Raw genomic sequence first — 18,075 nt, 5'->3', positions numbered from 1 at the left:
GCGCTCTTGTCCGCCCTTTTATCCGCCCTTTTATCCGCCCTCTTGTCCGCCCTCTTGTGCGCTCCCTTGTCTCCGCTCTCGTACGCGCTCTCGCAGGCGCTCTTCCTGTCGATCGACATCGTCCATCCTCTCCTTATCGTTGGCTGAACGGGTGGCGCTCACCGCGTTCGATGCTGTCGGCGCACGCCTGATAGAGACTGCGCGATACATAGCTGGCCACCTGGCGCGAGCGCTGGCGCAGCCACCCGGCCTTCAATTCGCGCGCCTGCCGCAGCGTCGGCGCATCGCCCGGCGCGCCGGCAAGCACGTCGATCACGTGCAGGGCCAGCTGGATCTCCCCCTTGTTGGCGAGCCCCTGCGCATGGCGGATCAGCGCGTCGTGATCGCTGACCGCCTCGGCGATCTGCGCGGCGGCCTGCTCCGGCGGCGCCGGATGCAGCGAGGTCGCGTTGCGGTCCCACCAGCCGTTTTCCGCGCGGTAGATATCGCGCGCGATATAGCTGGGATCGCCGTAGCTCGGCCGCATCCAGGGCTTGCCGAACAACTCCTCGGGATAGCGCAGCGCCGCCAGCATCTCGCGCTCGTCCATGCCCTGGTTGATCAGCCGGATCACCTCGTCGTGCAGCCAGTGCAGCGCGCCTGCGGTGTGGCGCAGCACCTCGACCGCCTGCGCGCCGCACAGGTCGGCGCCGAACTCGCGCACCACGCGCTCGGGCTCGAGCGCGGCCAGGTTCTCCAGCGTGCGGGCCCAGCGCGGCGCATCGCGCAGCGTGCGCAGCGGCGTGCCGATGTTCGGGATCGAGTCGATCACGGCCGGGCCGCCGTACAGGATGCGCGATTCGGGCAGCCAGACCGCGACCGCGTCGTCGGTCTCCGACGGCGCCCACAGCAGCTCGGCGCGGCGCGGTCCGGTGCCGATGGTCAGCCCCTGCGCGAAGGTTTCGGTCGGCGCATGCTGGCTCAGCTTGCCGGCCAGGCGTCCACGCGGCTGGCGGAACTGCACCTCGGCCAGCGCCTCCTGCAGCGGCATGGTGGCGCGGTAGCGCGCCTGCCGGGGCAGCACGTTGGCATGGGCGATCACGCGCGGCGCGGGGTCGCCGCGCTCGGCGCAATGCGCCAGCCACAGCGGCAGCCCGCTGTTGTAGCCGAGATGGCCGTGGCTGAAGACGATGGCGGCGATGGGCAACGGGGTCACGCTGCGCAGCGCATCGATCATGCCGCGCGTAATGGCGCCGCCAGGACCGGCATCGACCAGCAGCAGCGCATCGCCATCGGCGGCGCCGGACTGCGTGGCGGTCTGCGTGGTGATCTGCGCGACGAAGGACTGGCCTTGGCCGTGCAGCTTCCAGACACCCGGGGCGACGGCCTCGACCCCGTCGCCGGTGGCCAGCGCGGCGGGGCGCGCTTCGAATTCCTGCATGCGAACGACTCCTGTGACAGAACGAAGGACGAGCGCCGCCCCGCTCCGCCCGGGAGCGTCATCGTGGGCAACGCCAGGGAACAATGACCGGTAGGACGACTAACGCCGGCCGACGCGGGAGCTGACCGGCGCGCTCAGGCTGGCCGCGCAGCAGTCGATCAGTTCGGCCAGCGGGGGCTCGCCGCCGCGGCGGCCCTGGTCGCGATACCAGTGCGCCAGCGAATAGACCACGGTGTCGTTGAACCAGGTCAGCCGCAGGTTCATGACCTCACGGGGTATCCCGGGGCACAGCGCGAACACCAGCTTGCGCACGCGCACCAGCGCGGAGACCGCGTCGCGTTCGACCAGCCCCTTCTTCAGCAGATTGGGACTGAAGGTGGTCTGCGCCAGCACTTGCAGATAGTGGCGGCCCCAGTCGGTATCGCGCACCGTGTCGGCCAGCGGCAGGATGGTGCACTCGACCACCGCGTGCAGATCGTTATCGCGGCCCTCGGCGGCCAGCCGGTCCAGATAACGATGGCGAATTACGTTGATCTGGTGCAGCCGCCGGTTCAGCAGATGGCTGACCAGCGCCTCGCGCGAGCCGTAGTGGTAGTGCAGCGCCGAGCGGTTGCGCTGGCCGCTCTCGATCACGATCTGCCGCAGCGGCACCTGCTCGACGCCATGTTCGGCGAACAGGCGCTCGGCGATCTCCAGCATCCTCGCAGCGGTGCCGGGCACCGCGGCCTCTTCCTCGGCAACCGGCGCCGCCACCTTGCGCCGTCCCGCCGTCTCGGTGTCCTCGCCGATCACCGAGCGAATCTGTTTGAGCTTCATGCGTGCGATCCGCAATGTCCCCGCGACCATCGCGAGGTTCGCTGTCAGCATAGACGCGTCGCGTCGTTCTAATACTAGGGATTAACCCGAGAAATCGGACGTCCTCATGACGCGAACGTGCGCCTCGGGGTAATCCCCAGATTTTCGAATCGCCATGCGGCGCTATGGTGTTCCGGACCCGTGTAATACCACGTATTAAACGCTGCGGGCCACGAAGAACATCGCAAGACACGGAGGAGACAAGGCATGAAGGGATGGTGGATCACGGCGGCGGCCGCCGGCCTGATGGCGCAGGGCGCGCATGGGCAATCGTCGGTGACCTTGTATGGCGTGGTCACCGCCAGCCTGCAGTACGTCAACAACTCGCAGAACGTCAGCGGCGGCGTGCTGGCGCCGGGCAGCGGCTCGCGCACGATGCTCAATTCGTCGGGCATCGCGCAGTCGCGCTTCGGCCTGCGCGGCACCGAGGAACTCGGTGGCGGCGTGCAGGCGCTGTTCGTGCTGGAGAACCAGTTCAACACCGACAACGGGCAGATGGGGCAGAACGCGATCTTCGGCCGGCAGGCCTTCGTCGGCCTGAAGAACGAGCTGGGCCGCATCACCTTCGGCCGGCAGTACACCTCGTCGTTCCTGGCACTGGGCAGCTTCACGCCGGTGGCCTACGCCCCCGAGTTCGAGCCGGTGGTCGGCATGGCCGGGCCGAACTTCCGCGAGAACAACATGGTCCAGTACCACGGCAAGTTCGGACCCTTGTCGCTGCACACGCACTGGTCGTTCGGCGAGCGCACCGGCAGCCTCGCCGCCGGCTCGGCCTACGGCATCGGCGTGTCGTACTACACCAACGGCTTCGGCGTGGCGGCGGCCTACGACGAGGTCAAGACGCTCAATGCCGCGCAGGCGTCCGGCGCCTCCGGCTCCAGCGACTACGGCCGCGACATGCGCGCCTTCATGGCCGGCAGCTACGAGATCGGCGCGTTCAAGTTCGTCGCCGGCTACCGCTGGGGCAACTCGGTGGCGCCCGGCGAGGGCACGCCCACGCTGCTGCCGCACCGCGACGACATGTACTGGGCCGGCGTGCACTGGCAGACCACGCCCGCGCTGCGCCTGAGCCTGGCCTACTACTACGACGACATCAAGCGGGCCGATATCGGCGGCGCCAGCGTCAATCCGGTCAATCCGCAGCAATACCTGGCGCTGGCCGACTATCGGCTGACCAAGCGCACCGATGTGTTTGCCGGCGTGATGTACGCGCGCAATGCCTCGCTGAACTGGGACAACATCGGCTATCTGCCCAACGGCCAGTCGGTCGGCTACGCGCCGGCCACCTCGCAGGTCTATTACAAGCGGCCCGATGCCAAGGGACAACTCGGCATCTCGCTGGGCATCCGCACCATCTTCTAGCAGCCACGATAGCAGCCACGATGCAAGCCATGGAAAACACCACCACCGATCCCGCCCTCGCCGCGCGCCTGCGCGAGGCCTTCATCTATACCTTCCCGGTGCACGATCTCGCGCAGGTGCGCTGGCAGATCACGCAGAACCCGCAGAACCGCAACCGCGTGCCCGTCAACGGCCTGCTGCATTACCGCCGGCTGCTGGACCATCGCGCCCGCACCGTGACGCAGCCCAACAACGACACGCTGTATTCGCTGTCATACCTGGCCTTGCACGGCGGACCGATGCTGCTGCGGCTGCCGGACATGGGCGAGCGCTACTACAGCGTGGCGCTGCTGGACATCTTCACCAACAACTTCGCCTGCATCGGCAATCGCACGACCGGCTCGGAGGCCGCCGAATTCCTGCTGGCGGGGCCCGACTGGTCCGGCGACGCGCCAGCCGGCGCGCGGCTGATCCGCTGTCCCAGCAACGATGTCTGGCTGCTCGCCCGGCTGCTGGTCGATGGCGAGCACGACCTGCCGGCGGTGCATGCGTTGCAGGATGCGATCCGGCTTGAGCCGGTGGGATCGCGAGCTGGATCGCAAGAAGGACCGCAAGACACCGGCGGCAGCGGCCTGCTGGAGACCGTGCCCGACGAGGCCGATCCAGCCTGCTATCTGGACCTGGTCAATGAGGTGCTGGGCCGCAATCCGGTGCCGGACGACGAACGCGAGCTGGTGGCGAGTTTTGCCGAAGTCGGCATCCGCCCCGGGCATCGCCATGCCTACGGCGACCTGCCGACGCCGATCCAGCAGGCCTGGCGCGCGATGCTGCCGGCGCTGCGCAAGGAACTGGCGCGCACGCCGGGCTTCGGCAATGGCAGCGAATCGGGTCCGTGGCAATCGGGCCCGGACCATCTGGGCAATTTCGGCAAGGACTACACCTATCGCGCCCATGTATCGCTGATCGGCCTGGGCGCGCTGGAACGCGCCGAGGCCATCTACGCCACCTGCGTCAACGATGCCGCCGGCGAACGGCTGGACGGCGCGCGGGCCTATCGGCTGCATATCCCGCCGGCGATGCCGGTCGACGCGTTCTGGTCGCTGTCGATGTACGAGTTCGCGTCCGACGGCCGGCGCTTCTTCACCGAGAATCCGATCGGCCGCTATACCATCGGCGACCGCACGCCGGGACTGCTGGTCAATGCCGATGGCAGCATCGACCTGTGGCTGCAACATGCGCGGCCCGAGCCGGCACGCGAGGCCAACTGGCTGCCGGCGCCGGCCGGCCGCTTCTCGCTGACCTTGCGCTATTACCACCCGCGCGAGGCGCTGCTGTCGCGGCGCTTCCAGCAGCCGGCGCCGGAGCCGATCGAGACCTGACCCGCGTCGCGCGCCGGCTGAGCCTGCCGACCGAGACTAGCCTCCGTCCCGCGCGGGCCCTGTCTGACGCGCGTGGCATTGCGCCACGGCTGGCGCCGCCAGATCGGCCAGCCGGCGCAGCGTCTCGACCTCGTCGGCCTGCCACGCCGACCTCGGGCTGAGGTAGTTGAACGTGCCGATGCAGCGACCCCGCTCGCCGATCGGTACATTGACCACTGCCCTCAGCCCGAGCGCGCGGATCGTTGCGATATCGTCGAACACCTCGGCCAGCGCCGCGTCGCCTTCGCCGACGAAGACTTCGGTGCGCTCCAGCAGCTGCCGCGTCCACGGCGTATCGCCCTTGCGCTTGCTGCCGCCGACCGGATAGGCAGCGGGATCGCTGGACCATTGGCGCACCACTTCCCGGGTGTCCGGGCGCCACAGATTGATCGTCAGCAGGCCGGGGCCGAGCAGCGCCAGCGTGGCGTCGCCGACCGCGTCGAAGAGGGCGGCGCCCTGTTCGGCCTGGCCTGGCGCGGCCCGATGCACGGCCTCATGCTCGACTTCAAGCGCGGACTCCAGCGCAGCCGCCTGCTTCGCGGTCAATCGTTGCCGCAGCGCAGCCAGGGCCGCCAGCGCGGCGTCCTGCGGATTGGATGCTTCGCTCACGCTCACTCCGCGCTGATCTTCAGGTCGCGGATCAGCTTGCCGTAGCGGTCGGCATCGCGGCGCAGCACCTGGCCGAACTGCTGCGGCGTCGACGTGGTCGTCTCCACGCCGATCGCGTCCATCTTTGCCTTGACCTCGGGCAGCTGCATCACCTTGTTGATCTCGGCATTCAGGCGCGTCACCAGCGCCGGCGGCATGCCGGCCGGGCCGAAGGCGCCATACCAGACCGCCAGCTCGTAGCCCGGCACGGTCTCGGCGACGGTCGGCACATTGGGCAGCAGCGGCGAGCGCCTGGCCTCGGTGACGGCCAGCAGCTTCAGCTTGTTGGCCTTGACGTGCGGCAGCGTCTGCGTGCCGGCCGAGAACAGCAGCTGGGTCTGGCCCGCGACCGTGTCGACCACCGCAGGCGCCCCGCCCTTGTACGGCACGTGCAGCATCTCCACGCCGGCCATCTTCTCGAACAGCACCGCGCTCAGATGGTTGGTCGAACCTGGACCGGCGCTGGCGTAGGCCAGCTTGCCGGGATTGGCGCGCGCGTAGGCGATCAGTTCCTTGACGTTGCTGGCCGGCACCGACGGGTGGACCACCATCGTGTTGGTGACGTAGGCCAGCAGGCCCAGCGGCGTGAAATCCTCGACGCCGCGGAACGGCATGTTCGGCATCAGCGCCGGGTTCATCGCATGCGTGCTCATCGAGCCGATCAGCAGCGTATAGCCGTCCGGCTTGGCGCGCGCGACCATGGCCGAGCCGATATTGCCCGATGCGCCTGGCTTGTTGTCGACGATGACCGGCTGCCCCAGCGAGCGCGTCAGGCGTTCGGACAGCACCCGCGCCAGGATATCGGTCGAACCGCCCGGCGCCCACGGCACCACCAGCGTGATCGGCTTGGTCGGATAGTCCTGCGCCGCCGCGGCGCCTGCGGCGCAGCACAGCGCCAGCGCGGCCACCCCGCGCAGCCAGCTTCGAATCGTCGTCTTCATGGTCGTTTTCCCCCGTTTGTCATGCCGGACGCACCGCGCGGCCGGTCTGTCGTTCTATCGTTCTGCTGGTCTGCTGGCCTGGCGCTCTGCCGTTCCATCGTGCCGTGACATATCGGCGCCTGCACGGGCCATGCCGCGGCATCCCCGCTCTCAGCGTCCCACCGCATAGCCCTGCATGCCGCGCGGATTCGCACCGGCGCGCAGCACCAGCCGGCCCTTGCCGTCGCGCTCGCGCGAACACGCCGACATCCGTCCCTCCGACCACGGCTCGCCGATGCGCAGCTCGTGGCCGGCATCGCGCAGCGCGTCCAGCGTCGCCTGCGGAAAGCGCGACTCGATGCTGAGCCGGTTCAGCACCGTCTGGCGCGGCCAGAACGAGCCGGGGAAGTGGTCGATGTGCCAGGCCGGCGCGTCGATCGCCTGTTGCAGATTCATGCCGTGCACCGCGTGGCGCATGAAGAAGGCCAGCGACCATTGGTCCTGCTGGTCGCCGCCCGGCGTGCCGAACACCATATAGGGCTCCCCGTCGCGCAAGGCCAGCGACGGCGACAGCGTGGTGCAGGGCCGCTTGCCCGGCGCCAGCGAATTGGGCAGGCCCGGCTCGAGCCAGGTCATCTGCAGGCGCGTATTGAGCGCGAAGCCCAGCGCCGGAATGGTGGGGCTCGACGACAGCCAGCCGCCGGACGGCGTCGCCGCGACCATATTGCCGTCGCGGTCGATCACGTCGAGATGACAGGTGTCGCCGACGAAGATCTCCTTCTCGGCCCATTGCTGCACCGGCGGCAGCGCGGCGAAGGTCGGTTCGCCGACGCCGAAGCGCGTATCGGCGCTGGCCAGCGTGCGCTCGCCCGCGTCGAGATCGGGCAGGCGGGGTGCGCGGCCGTCGATGGTGCCGGCCCGCATCTCGCGCGTTGCCTGCGCGCCGATCAGCTGCGCGCGCGATCGCAGATAGTCGGCATCGAGCAGGCCCTGCGCCGGCACGTCGGCAAAGCGCGGATCGCCGTACCACGCGAGGCGGTCGGCCATCGCCAGCTTGGCCGCCTCGGCGATCCGATGGACGAAGCCCGGCGACGTCGGTTCGTGCGCCTCCAATCCGGTGTGCCGCAGCATGCCGAGCTGCTGCAGGAAGGCGGGGCCCTGGCTCCAGACGCCGCACTTGGCGACCGTATAGCGGCCGAAATCCAGCGTCAGCGGCGCTTCGACCTCGGGCTGCCAGGACGCCATGTCCTCGTAGCGCAGCAGGCCGCGATGGCGCTCGCCGGTGGTGTCTCGCACCTGCTGCGTGCGGCAATAGGTATCGATCTCGCGCGCGACGAAGCCGCGGTACCAGCAGTCGAGCGCGGCATCGATCTGCTTCTCGCGGGTGGCGCCGGCCGCGTGCGCCTCTTCGACGATGCGCTGGTAGGTGCGCGCCAGCGCGGGCGTGGCATGCAGCGAGCCCGGTGACGGCACGCGGCCATCGACCAGCCACACGTCGGCCGAATCGCGCCATTCGCGCTGGAACAGTTCGCGCACCGCCAGGATCGCCTGCGAAATACGCGGCACCAGCGGAAAGCCGTCGCGCGCATAGGCGATCGCGGGCGCCAGCACTTCGGCCAGAGACCACGTGCCGTAGTCGCGCAGCATGGTCAGCCACGCGCCGAATGCGCCGGGCACGGTGGCGGGCAGCAGGCCGATGCCGGGCATCAGTTCCAGTCCCATCGCGCGCATCGCGGCCGGGTCGGCCAGCGCGGGGGCCGGACCCTGGCCGCAGATCGAGCGCACGGCGCGCTCGCGTTCGCTCCACAGCAGGATCGGCGCCTCGCCGCCGGGGCCGTTCAGATGCGGCTCGACCACCTGCAGCACAAACCCGCCGGCCACCGCCGCGTCGAAGGCATTGCCGCCGCGCTCGAGCACGCCCATCGCGGTCTGCGAGGCGAGCCAGTGGGTCGACGAGACGACGCCGAAGGTACCGACGATTTCCGGGCGGGTGGTGAACATGCTGGTTTCCGAAGGCGATCTGGGTGGGTGGGATGGGGCAAGCGATGGGGCAAGTATAGGAAGATCGAATAACCAGAACGCACGATTGCTTTATTCTTCCATTCCGGATTGGTTATACGACTGGCGCGTGACCGGCTGCGTGACCGGCTGCGTGACCGGTTTCTCGACCGGCTGCGCGACTGATCGCGCGACTCCCGGAAACCCGCCCTTCGCCATCCTTCGCCCCCTCCTTCGTCCCTTTGCCATGCCTGCCTTCGCCGACCGCCTGCAGCACAACCTGATATCCCGCCTGCGCCTGAAGCAGCTGTCGTTGCTGCTGGCATTGGAGCGGCATCGCTCGCTGTCGCGCGCGGCCGCCGAGCTGAACCTGAGCCAGCCGGCGGTGACCAAGGCGCTGCGCGAGATCGAGGAGATCTTCCTGACGCCGCTGTTTCATCGGTCACGCGCGGGCCTGGAAGCCACCGAGACCGGTGCCGCCGTGCTCGCGTATGCGCGGCTCGCGCTGGCGGACGCGCGGGCGCTCGGCGACGAACTGGCGGTACTCGATGCGGGACTCGGCGGGCGGCTGCGCATCGGCGTGATTCCGTTCATCGCGCCGGCGGTGCTGGACGCGGCTTGCTCGCATGCCCTGAGCCAGCAGCCGCGCATCGCGGTGCTGGTGCGCGAGGGGACCACCGACGAACTGGTCAGCGCCCTGCGCGCGCACGAGGTCGATTGCGTGATCGCGCGCTCGTTCTATGCCGCGGGGGAAGACATCGTGCAGGTGCCGCTGTATCGCGAGGAGCCGACGCTGGTGGTGCCGACGCGCGCCGCGGCGCGGCTCTCGCGCGGCGCGCTCGACTGGGCGCGGCTGGCCACGCTGGACTGGATCATGCCGCCGCCGCAGACGCCGACCCGCCGCACCATCAATACGATGTTCGCGACCGCGGGCGTGGCGCCGCCGCTGCCGCTGGTGGAAACCTATTCGATCAAGACCATCGCCACGCTGCTGCGCACGCAGCCGCGCGCGATCACGATCGTGCCGCGCGCGGTTGCGGTCGAACTGGCCAATGGCGGGGGCGCGGCCCTGCTGCCCCATGCCTTGCGCTGGGACCTCCCGCCCGTGGAGGCGATGTGGCTGCGCCGCGCGCAGCACAGCGGGCCGCTGATGGCGCTGGTGACGGCGCTGCAGGCGGCGAGCGGTTGAAGCGGTCGCCAACGGTCATCGCCCACTCATCCTTGCCGTCTGTCAGGGCCTGTCGTCCCCGCGAAAGCGGAAGCCCGGCCGCTTTCCGGGACGCTGGAATTCCCGCCCTCGCGGGAACGACATGCTGACGACTACGACTGCTGCGCCGCCTCCGGCTGCATGTAGAACACCTCCCACAGATGGCCATCGAGGTCTTCATAGCCGTGCTGGTACATGAAGCCGTAGTCCTTCGGCTCGTTCGGCGTGCGCGGCGCGCCCGCCGCGACGGCCTTCGACACCATGTCGTCGACCGCGGCGCGGCTGTCCATCGACAGCGCCAGAATGACTTCGGTGCTGCTGCCGGTATCGCAGATCGCCTTGCCGGTGAAGGTCTTGAAGAAGTCCTCGACCAGCAGCATCACGTAGATCTGGTCCGACACGATCATGCAGGTGGCATTGCGGTCGGTGAATTTGGGATCGAAGCGATAGCCGAGCCGCGTAAAAAAATCGACCGAGCGGTCGAGGTCCTTGACGGGCAGGTTGACGAAAATCTGGGTCGCCATCGAGGTGTCTCCTGGTTTTGCAATGGTTCTGAATATGGTGTTGGAAATGGCGCAGAGGGTAATGGCACGGGTTCCGGAACCGGATTCCGGATCCGGAAAACTGGCGGATTCAATCGTCCGCGCCTACGACGTACTGACCCACGGATCATAACTGCCGATCGTCCACAGATGGCCTTCGAGATCGAAGCAGCTGAAATCGCGGCCGCCATAATCCTGGTCCTTCAACTCGAGCACGATCTGCGCGCCCGCCGCCTTGGCGCGCGCGAATACCGCGTCGGGATCGGGCACGACCAGATAAATGCTCTGGGTCTGTCCGCCGCCGACTTCGTCCGGCTGGCGCATCAGCTTGCCATACGGCGAATCGAGCACCGAGCCCAGCATCACCATGCCCTTGCCGTAATTGAGTTGCGCATGCGCGATGGTGCCGTCGTCGTTCTCGACCACCAGATGCCGCGTGAAACCGAAGGTATCGCACAGCCATGCAATTGCGGACGGCGCATCGCGATAACGCAGGCACGGAATGGCGGTACTGCCGGTGCTGCCGGCGGCGCCGGAATGGGTATCGGTCATCTCAATCGCTCCTTGCGCGGCGGCATCGGCGCATCATCGGTTCGAAAATCGTCGGTGCCGAAATCGTCGGTGCCGAAATCGTCGGTGCGAAATCACCGCTTCGACGTCACCGATTTGAAACCGGATCGCCCCGCGCCGCGAACGGCGGGCGCCGCGCGGCAAATCCCCTAGGCAGCATAGACGATCGCATCGCGCGCAAAAGCGCCACACGATGCGACGAGAACGTTTCTTCGTACACGTGTGACCGGTTATACTCCGCGCTCCATAAACCACATTTCGGGTATATAGAACAATGGCCGTTGCCAACAAGAAAAGCGCGCCGCGCGCAGTGAAGTCCGCCAAGCCGGCGGCACCGACCAAGAAGGCCAGCGTGCTGGCACGCGAAGCGCAAGCCGCGAAGAAGCGCCTGCTGAAGCTGCGCGCCGACACGAAGAAGGCGATCGACGCCGCCAAGCGCGAAGTCGCGCAGGCTGTCGCCGCCGCCAAGCTGGCACTGCAGGCCGAGAAGCAGGCCGCGAAGGACAAGCTGGCCGCGCAGAAGGAAAAGGCGAAGGCAGCGAAGGCCGCCAAGTCGGCGAAGAAGCCGGCCGGCGCCAAGACCGCCGCGCCGAAGAAGGCCGCCGCACCGAAGGCCGCCAAGCCCGCCGCCAAGGTCGTCAAGGCACCGAAGAAGGCCGCACCGAAGGCCGCTGCAAAGACGAAGCCGGCTGCCGGCGTCGTCGCCAAGGCTGCCTGAGCGCCGCCGCCCCTGCTGCCATGCCCTCGCTCGAGGGCTGCATCACGGCACCGCGGCGATCGTCCGATCGCGCGGTGCCGACCCTCCCGCCGAGGGGCTACCGATTTGGGGGTAGCCAAGGCCGGCCCGATGTGCCGATAATCTGCTTTCTTCCGGCATCACTTTCTTGCGTTAAATCACTTTGCGTAAATCGCTTGCGCTCATCGCAGTGAGCCTTGGCGGCGCTTTTGCCGCATGCTCGCACGATGTCCCCGTGCAAACGACACCGAATGGGAATGGCAATGAAGGAAGCCCTGCAACGTTGTCCGCTGTGCACAACCATCACGGAAGCATCGGCGCGCCCGCGCTCCTATGGGCAATGGATGCGCTATCAATGCCGCAACGACGATTGCGGCCCGAGTGAAATCAGCACCAAGGCGCGCTCGCATCTGCGCCGCGGCGAACGCCAGGCGGAACTGCGCAGCGTGGCCAAGTCCTGTCGCCATAACGGCGCGCGGCTGCGCATCGGGTACGACGGGCCGACCGGCGAGTTCCAGCTCGAAGTGGTGGAGTAAGCGGAAGGCGAGAACGCGCGAAACGCAGCGCTTACGATTGCGTCACAGTTGCTTCACGGTTTCCCAAGGGTTGGCCCGAGGTTCGCTTAGGGTTCCTTCAAGGTGGCTCAGGGTTCCACCGACGGCTCGCGCTTCATGCAACGCAGCACGAAGGTCGAGCGGCTGTGCCGCAGCCCGGGCAACTTGTACAGCTTGTGGCGCAGGAACTCCTCGTAACCTTCGGTGCCCGCTACTGCCACCTTGATCAGATAGTCATACTCGCCGGTCAGCAGGTACGCCTCCATGACCTCGGGCAGCTGCGCCAACGCGCGGCCGAAGCGATCGAGCATGTCGTCGTCGTGCCGCTCCAGCGTGACCTCGATCAGCACGGTGTCGGGCAGGCCAAGCGCCTTCTGGTTCAGCAAGGCGGTATAGCCCTGGATTACCCCGGCCTCTTCCAGCGCGCGCACGCGGTTCCAGCATGGCGTGGGGGACAGGCCGACCTGCTCGGCCAGCTTCAGATTGGACAGCCGGCCGTCCCGGCGCAGCGCGCGCAGGATGCGGCGGTCGGTTTCGTCGAGCTTCGGGGACAGCCTGGTGGCGGACCGGGAAGCGGGACTCGTCGTGGCAGCCGCCGTAGGAGTGGTCGCGGGGTTCGTCGGATCGGTCATCGGAATCGGTCAAATCGGTCGAAAAAGAAGATTTCTCTACATCATCGACAGATACTAGCCGATTCATTCTGATCTGAGTCAGCACAGCAGAATATTAAGAAGCACATTCTGCGGACCGGCTGGTAAATTCACTACATCTTCACTGCCACCGGTTGCCGTCATGTCCGCCCAAGCCTCGACCCCCGCCCTGCAACTCGCCCTGCTGCTCGACCAGCACGATCTGATCGGCGCCATCGAGTGGACGCTGGCGACGGCGCGCCGCACCGGCCTGGGGCTGGCCGCGATGACGCTGATGCCGAGCGCCCTGCCCGGCGCCGGTCAATGGCTGCGGCTGTCGGTGACGGCGGAGGAGCCGGCGCTGTTCTCGCTGTTGGTCAAGCGCCTGGAAAACGGCGTCGATGTGCGCGAAGTCGCGGTCGTCGAGGAATCCCTGGGACAGCCGGAGCCGACGGCCGCCCGGCGCCGCGATACCGCGAACGCGGCCTCGCCGGCCGCCGCGCCGGTCCACTGACCGGCCTTCAGTCCCCGCTGTCAGGTCCCGCCTCAAGTGCGTCGCCTTGAGTTCGGCGCCTTGAGTTCGGCGCCTTGAGTTGGCCGCCTTCAGGTCCCCGCCTTCAGTCCGCTGCCTTCCGGACCGAGCGCTCAGGCCGGCTCGGCCAGCAAGCCGTGGCCGAGCCGCTGCGACAGATCGGCCGCGGCCGCCTTGATGGCCGCCGCGACCGGCCCGTCGAGCCGGCCGTCAAAGGTGGCCGCATTACCCAGCGCCGTGATCGCCAGCACGATCCGGCCGTCCCGATCGAAGACGGGCGTGCTGACCGAATCGACGCCGGCCAGCAGATCGCCATGGACGCTGCCGATCGTGCTGGCCCGCACCTGCTCGCGCAGCTGCGCCACCTCGGCGGCGTCGCGCGGAAAGCGCGGCGGCTGCAGCGCCGCGCGCGCCTGCAGCTCGGTCTCGAGCAGCGGCGCCGTCACGGCCGGATCGAGGAAGGCGGTGAACACGCGGCCGGTTGCCGACGACAGCAGCGGCATCACCGAACCCGGCCGCACATTGACCGTGACCGGCCGCAGCGAATCGCGCCACTGCACCACGGTGGGCCCGTGGTTGCCCCACACCGCCGCCAGCACCGTTTCGCCGGTCGACGCACACAGATCGTCGAGCACCGGCATCACCAGCCGCAGCGGATCGAGCTGTGCGAGACAGGCCAGTCCCATCCGCAGCGCATTGCGCCCCAGGCTGTAGCGGCCCGCGTCGTCCTGCTCGACATAGCCGCACTTGACGAAGCTGGCCAGGTAGCGGTGCGCCTTGGCCGGATGCATGCCGGCGGCCAGCGCGACGGCTTTCAGCGGCATCGGATGGAGGGAGCCCAGCAGCGCGTCCAGCACCGACAGCCCGGTTTCGAGCGCCTGCACGCCCGCGCCGCCCCGCTCGCCAGTGCCTTCCCCTGTCTCCGCTTCGGTTCGCTGATTGGCCATGTCCGTGGCTCCCGCCTGTGCGCCTGCTGCGTTTGAAATTACGTATGGCGTAATGCTAGCACGCACAGCGTAATTTTCCCTTGACAGCCGTCGGGTCGCCAATTACTTTTGGCATAACCGCATTACGCCTGACGTAATTCCATCGACGCCGTCCGGAGAACGCGGCCACAAGAGGACGGATCACCGTCCCATCACGATTCGGCGGCGCACCGCCCATCCCCGTAGAGGAGACAAACAATGAGAAAGATCTCGTCGATGCTGGCGCTCGCCGGCACGATGCTGACCGCCCTGGCGCTGGCGCCGCAAGCCGCCGCCCAGAGCTTCCCCAGCAAGCCGATCCGCTGGATCGTGCCCTATGCCGCCGGTGGCGGCTCGGACTTCCTGGCCCGCACCATCGGCCAGCAGCTCTCCACCAATATCGGCCAGCCGGTCGTGGTCGAGAACAAACCCGGCGCCAACACCGCGATCGCCGCGGCCGAGACTGCGCGCTCGCCGCATGACGGCTATACCGTGATGTCGGCCGACAACGGCACGCTGGTCTTCAACCCCGCGCTGTACAAGACGCTGAGCTACAACCCGACGCGCGATCTGGCGCCGGTTTCGCTGCTGGGCAAGTTCCCGATGATCCTGGTGGTCGGCGCCAACGCCGAATTCAAGGACGCGCGCGACTTCCTCGCCAAGGTCAAGGCCGCGCCCGGCAAGGTCAGCTACGCCTCGGCCGGCGCCGGCAGCCCGCACCATCTGGCGATGGAGCTGCTGAAGGAACGCGCCGGCCTGCGCATGGTGCATATCGGCTATCGCGGCGCGGCGCCGGCGCTGCTCGACGTGGTCGGCGGCCAGGTGCCCGCGATGATGACCGACCTGGCCGCGGGCGCCGCCTTCCTCAAGGCCGGCAAGCTGCGCCCGCTCGCGGTGGCCAATGCCACGCGTCTGCCGCAGTTGCCCAATGTGCCGACCTTCGCCGAGATCGGCCTGCAGGGCGTCGAGGCCGCCGCGCTGGTCGGCATGGTCGCGCCGGCCGGCACGCCGCCCGACGTGATCGCCAGGCTGCAGACCAGCGTGGCCGCGGCGATCAGGCAGCCCGAGGTCAACCGCAAGCTGGTCGACTTCGGCGTCGAGCCCGTCGGCAGCACGCCCGAGCAGTTCGCCGCGCTGCTGCGCAGCGAGACCGCGCTGTGGCACAAGCTGATCCGCGACCTGAATATCACGCTCGAATGAGCCCGGCGGGCGGGCCGGGTTTGCGGACCCGCCCGCCGCGCCAACCCGTTGCAGAGGATCGATCATGAGCGAACGCACAGAACCGGCTCGCGCGCAGGGATGCCCGTTTCACAGCCAAACGCATGGCCAAACGCATGCCCAGGCGCATGCTGCGGCCCCTGCCGACAGCGGCGCCGCTGCCCAGCCGTTGTTGAGCCCGACCGGCTGCCCCGTCAGCGCGCGCGCCGCGGACTTCGACCCGTTCGAGGACGGCTACCAGCAGGATCCGCCCGACTACGTGCGCTGGGCGCGCGAGCAGGAGCCGGTGTTCTACAGCCCCAGGCTCGGCTATTGGGTCGTCACCCGCTACGACGACATCAAGGCGATCTTTCGCGACAACCTGACCTTCAGCCCGTCGATCGCCCTGGAGAAGATCACGCCGACCGGCGACGAGGCCAACGCGGTGCTGGCCTCCTACGGCTACGCGATGAACCGCACGCTGGTCAACGAGGACGAGCCCGCCCACATGCCGCGCCGCCGCGTGCTGATGGAGCCGTTCACGCCCGAACAGCTGCAGCACCACGAGCCGATGGTGCGCCGGCTGACGCGCGAATACGTCGACCGCTTCATCGACGACGGCAAGGCCGACCTGGTCGACCAGATCCTGTGGGAGGTGCCGCTGACCGTGGCGCTGCATTTCCTCGGCGTGCCCGAGGAGGACATGGACCTGCTGCGCAAGTATTCGATCGCCCATACGGTCAACACCTGGGGTCGCCCAAAACCGGAGGAGCAGGTCGAGGTCGCGCACGCGGTCGGCAACTTCTGGCAGCTCGCCGGGCGCATCCTCGACAAGATGCGGCAGGATCCATCGGGCCCGGGCTGGATGCAGTACGGCATCCGCAAGCAGAAGGAATATCCCGACGTCGTCACCGACTCCTATCTGCATTCGATGATGATGGCCGGCATCGTCGCCGCGCATGAGACCACCGCCAACGCCAGCGCCAATGCGATCAAGCTGCTGCTGCAGCATCCCGACGCCTGGCGCGAGCTGTGCGAGGACCCGAGCCTGATCCCGAACGCGGTCGAGGAATGCCTGCGGCATAACGGCTCGGTCGCGGCATGGCGGCGGCTGGCCACGCGCGACGTGCAGATCGGCGGCGTCGACATCCCGGCCGGCGCCAAGCTGCTGATCGTGACCTCGTCGGCCAACCACGACGAGCGCCACTTCGCCGACGCCGACCTGTTCGATATCCGCCGCGCCAATGCCAGCGACCAGCTGACCTTCGGCTACGGCGCGCACCAGTGCATGGGCAAGAATCTGGCGCGGATGGAGATGCAGATCTTCCTCGAGGAATTCACGCGCCGGCTGCCGCATATGAAGCTGTCGGAGCAGAAGTTCACCTACGTGCCGAACACCTCGTTCCGCGGCCCCGAGCACCTGTGGGTCGAGTGGGACCCGAGCCAGAACCCCGAACGGCGCAACCCCGCGCTGCTGCAGGCGCGCACGCCGGTGCGGATCGGCGAGCCGTCCAGCCATGCGATCAACCGCACCGTGGTGGTCGAACGCGTGACGCGCGTGGCCGACGACATCGTGCGGCTGCGGCTGGTATCACCCGATGGCAAGCCGCTGCCGCGCTGGTCGCCCGGTTCGCATATCGATGTCGAATGCGGCGATACCGGGGTGTCGCGCCAGTATTCGCTGTGCGGCGATCCCGCCGACACGCAGGCCTTCGAGATCGCGGTGCTGCACGAGACCGAGAGCCGCGGCGGCTCGGCGTGGATCCATCGCGAACTGAAGGCCGGCGACCGGCTGCGCATCCGCGGACCGCGCAATCATTTCCGGCTCGACGAAAGCGCGCGCCGGCTGATCCTGATCGCCGGCGGCATCGGCATCACGCCGATCAGCGCGATGGCGCGGCGCGCGAGGGAACTCGGCATCGACTACCAGCTGCACTACTGCGGCCGCGGCCGCGCCTCGATGGCGCTGCTCGACGAGCTGGCGGCGCTGCATGGCGAGCGGCTGCACGTCTACGCCAGGGACGAAGGCGCGCGCGCCGACCTGGGCGCGCTGCTCGGCCAGCCCGATGCCGCGACGCAGATCTACGCCTGCGGCCCGGCGCGCATGCTCGACGCGCTGGCCGCCTGTTGCGCGAGCTGGCCCGAAGACGCGCTGCGCGTCGAGCATTTCACCTCGACGCTGGGCGCGCTCGATCCGAGCAAGGAGCAGGCCTTCGAGGCAGAGCTGAAGGACTCGGGCATCGTCGTCACGGTGCGGGCCGACCAGACCCTGCTCGCCGCGCTGCGTGCCGCCAACATCGACGTGCAGAGCGATTGCGAGGAAGGGCTGTGCGGCTCCTGCGAAGTGCGCGTGCTGGCGGGCGAGATCGACCACCGCGACGTGGTGCTGACGCGCGCCGAGCGGGAAGCGAACGGCAAGATGATGAGCTGCTGTTCGCGGGCAAAGTGCGGGCAGCGGATCGTGCTCGAACTTTGAGGGACCGGGGCGAGGCGGCGGCGTTCAGCAGCCGGTTCAGCAGCCGGTTCAGCAGCCGGTTCAACCG

General features: G+C 68.3%; 18 protein-coding genes. 9 read left to right on the top strand and 9 right to left on the bottom strand.

Going from position 1 to position 18,075, the window contains the following annotated elements; translation table 11 throughout:
* Nucleotides 1-133 precede the first annotated feature (133 nt).
* Both KZ686_RS22895 and KZ686_RS22890 read right to left on the bottom strand, forming a co-directional pair.
* Entirely contained in the window at nt 134-1,420 is a 1,287-nt protein-coding gene (locus KZ686_RS22895; protein WP_265633769.1) for an alkyl sulfatase dimerization domain-containing protein, read from the bottom strand.
* 99 nt (nt 1,421-1,519) lie between these two features.
* Nucleotides 1,520-2,236, bottom strand: a complete 717-nt coding sequence (locus KZ686_RS22890; RefSeq protein WP_265633768.1) for a TetR family transcriptional regulator — start codon at nt 2,234-2,236, stop codon at nt 1,520-1,522.
* 246 nt (nt 2,237-2,482) lie between these two features.
* Here KZ686_RS22890 and KZ686_RS22885 point away from each other — a divergent pair, with 246 nt between their 5' ends.
* A complete protein-coding gene (locus KZ686_RS22885) occupies nt 2,483-3,637 on the top strand; it encodes a porin (RefSeq protein WP_265633767.1) in 1,155 nt (384 codons plus the stop codon).
* A gap of 20 nt (nt 3,638-3,657) precedes the next feature.
* Complete coding sequence (locus KZ686_RS22880) at nt 3,658-4,995, top strand: DUF1254 domain-containing protein (RefSeq protein WP_265633766.1); 1,338 nt, start codon at nt 3,658-3,660, stop codon at nt 4,993-4,995.
* A 36-nt stretch (nt 4,996-5,031) separates the two neighbouring features.
* Here KZ686_RS22880 and KZ686_RS22875 read toward each other — a convergent pair whose 3' ends face one another.
* The 3 genes from KZ686_RS22875 to KZ686_RS22865 form a co-directional block, all read right to left on the bottom strand.
* Entirely contained in the window at nt 5,032-5,523 is a 492-nt protein-coding gene (locus KZ686_RS22875; protein WP_265635382.1) for a GAF domain-containing protein, read from the bottom strand.
* 122 nt (nt 5,524-5,645) lie between these two features.
* Complete coding sequence (locus tag KZ686_RS22870) at nt 5,646-6,623, bottom strand: Bug family tripartite tricarboxylate transporter substrate binding protein (RefSeq protein WP_265633765.1); 978 nt, start codon at nt 6,621-6,623, stop codon at nt 5,646-5,648.
* Nucleotides 6,624-6,773: 150 nt separating this feature from the next.
* Nucleotides 6,774-8,603 (bottom strand): gamma-glutamyltransferase family protein, encoded by a 1,830-nt coding sequence (locus tag KZ686_RS22865; protein ID WP_265633764.1) that lies wholly within the window; start codon nt 8,601-8,603, stop codon nt 6,774-6,776.
* Nucleotides 8,604-8,847: 244 nt separating this feature from the next.
* Here KZ686_RS22865 and KZ686_RS22860 point away from each other — a divergent pair, with 244 nt between their 5' ends.
* Complete coding sequence (locus KZ686_RS22860) at nt 8,848-9,789, top strand: LysR family transcriptional regulator (RefSeq protein WP_150083770.1); 942 nt, start codon at nt 8,848-8,850, stop codon at nt 9,787-9,789.
* 131 nt (nt 9,790-9,920) lie between these two features.
* On the opposite strand, the gene KZ686_RS22855 is transcribed toward KZ686_RS22860, so the two are convergent.
* Both KZ686_RS22855 and KZ686_RS22850 read right to left on the bottom strand, forming a co-directional pair.
* Nucleotides 9,921-10,331 (bottom strand): VOC family protein, encoded by a 411-nt coding sequence (locus KZ686_RS22855; RefSeq protein ID WP_265633763.1) that lies wholly within the window; start codon nt 10,329-10,331, stop codon nt 9,921-9,923.
* A 123-nt stretch (nt 10,332-10,454) separates the two neighbouring features.
* Nucleotides 10,455-10,901 (bottom strand): VOC family protein, encoded by a 447-nt coding sequence (locus tag KZ686_RS22850; RefSeq protein ID WP_149316153.1) that lies wholly within the window; start codon nt 10,899-10,901, stop codon nt 10,455-10,457.
* Between KZ686_RS22850 and KZ686_RS22845 the strand changes: the two genes are divergently transcribed.
* From KZ686_RS22845 to KZ686_RS22835, 3 genes are all read left to right on the top strand, one after another.
* A complete protein-coding gene (locus tag KZ686_RS22845) occupies nt 10,887-11,072 on the top strand; it encodes a hypothetical protein (RefSeq protein WP_226105991.1) in 186 nt (61 codons plus the stop codon). The two genes, KZ686_RS22850 and KZ686_RS22845, sit on opposite strands and share 15 nt — an antisense overlap.
* Before the next feature lie 121 nt (nt 11,073-11,193).
* Complete coding sequence (locus tag KZ686_RS22840; RefSeq protein ID WP_226105994.1) at nt 11,194-11,637, top strand: fumarate hydratase; 444 nt, start codon at nt 11,194-11,196, stop codon at nt 11,635-11,637.
* 281 nt (nt 11,638-11,918) lie between these two features.
* A complete protein-coding gene (locus tag KZ686_RS22835) occupies nt 11,919-12,191 on the top strand; it encodes a hypothetical protein (RefSeq protein ID WP_149316156.1) in 273 nt (90 codons plus the stop codon).
* 107 nt (nt 12,192-12,298) lie between these two features.
* Here the strand turns inward: KZ686_RS22835 and KZ686_RS22830 are convergent, their stop codons facing one another.
* Nucleotides 12,299-12,841 carry an Lrp/AsnC family transcriptional regulator gene (locus tag KZ686_RS22830; RefSeq protein ID WP_262484786.1) on the bottom strand — a complete coding sequence of 181 codons (543 nt, stop codon included), beginning with the start codon at nt 12,839-12,841 and terminating at the stop codon, nt 12,299-12,301.
* 160 nt (nt 12,842-13,001) lie between these two features.
* Here KZ686_RS22830 and KZ686_RS22825 point away from each other — a divergent pair, with 160 nt between their 5' ends.
* Nucleotides 13,002-13,352, top strand: coding sequence for a hypothetical protein (locus KZ686_RS22825; protein ID WP_149316157.1), 351 nt, complete (start codon nt 13,002-13,004; stop codon nt 13,350-13,352).
* A 131-nt stretch (nt 13,353-13,483) separates the two neighbouring features.
* Here KZ686_RS22825 and KZ686_RS22820 read toward each other — a convergent pair whose 3' ends face one another.
* Nucleotides 13,484-14,317 carry an IclR family transcriptional regulator gene (locus KZ686_RS22820; protein ID WP_149316158.1) on the bottom strand — a complete coding sequence of 278 codons (834 nt, stop codon included), beginning with the start codon at nt 14,315-14,317 and terminating at the stop codon, nt 13,484-13,486.
* A 237-nt stretch (nt 14,318-14,554) separates the two neighbouring features.
* On the opposite strand from KZ686_RS22820, the gene KZ686_RS22815 reads away from it, so the two are divergent.
* Together KZ686_RS22815 and KZ686_RS22810 are read left to right on the top strand one after the other, a co-directional pair.
* A complete protein-coding gene (locus KZ686_RS22815) occupies nt 14,555-15,535 on the top strand; it encodes a Bug family tripartite tricarboxylate transporter substrate binding protein (protein ID WP_265633762.1) in 981 nt (326 codons plus the stop codon).
* A 64-nt stretch (nt 15,536-15,599) separates the two neighbouring features.
* Nucleotides 15,600-18,008 carry a cytochrome P450/oxidoreductase gene (locus KZ686_RS22810; RefSeq protein WP_265633761.1) on the top strand — a complete coding sequence of 803 codons (2,409 nt, stop codon included), beginning with the start codon at nt 15,600-15,602 and terminating at the stop codon, nt 18,006-18,008.
* Nucleotides 18,009-18,075: the final 67 nt, after the last annotated feature.

It is taken from the genome of Cupriavidus cauae, from assembly GCF_026210475.1.
Taxonomy (GTDB): Bacteria; Pseudomonadota; Gammaproteobacteria; order Burkholderiales; family Burkholderiaceae; genus Cupriavidus; species Cupriavidus cauae.
This window is presented reverse-complemented; position numbering and strand designations above follow the sequence as displayed.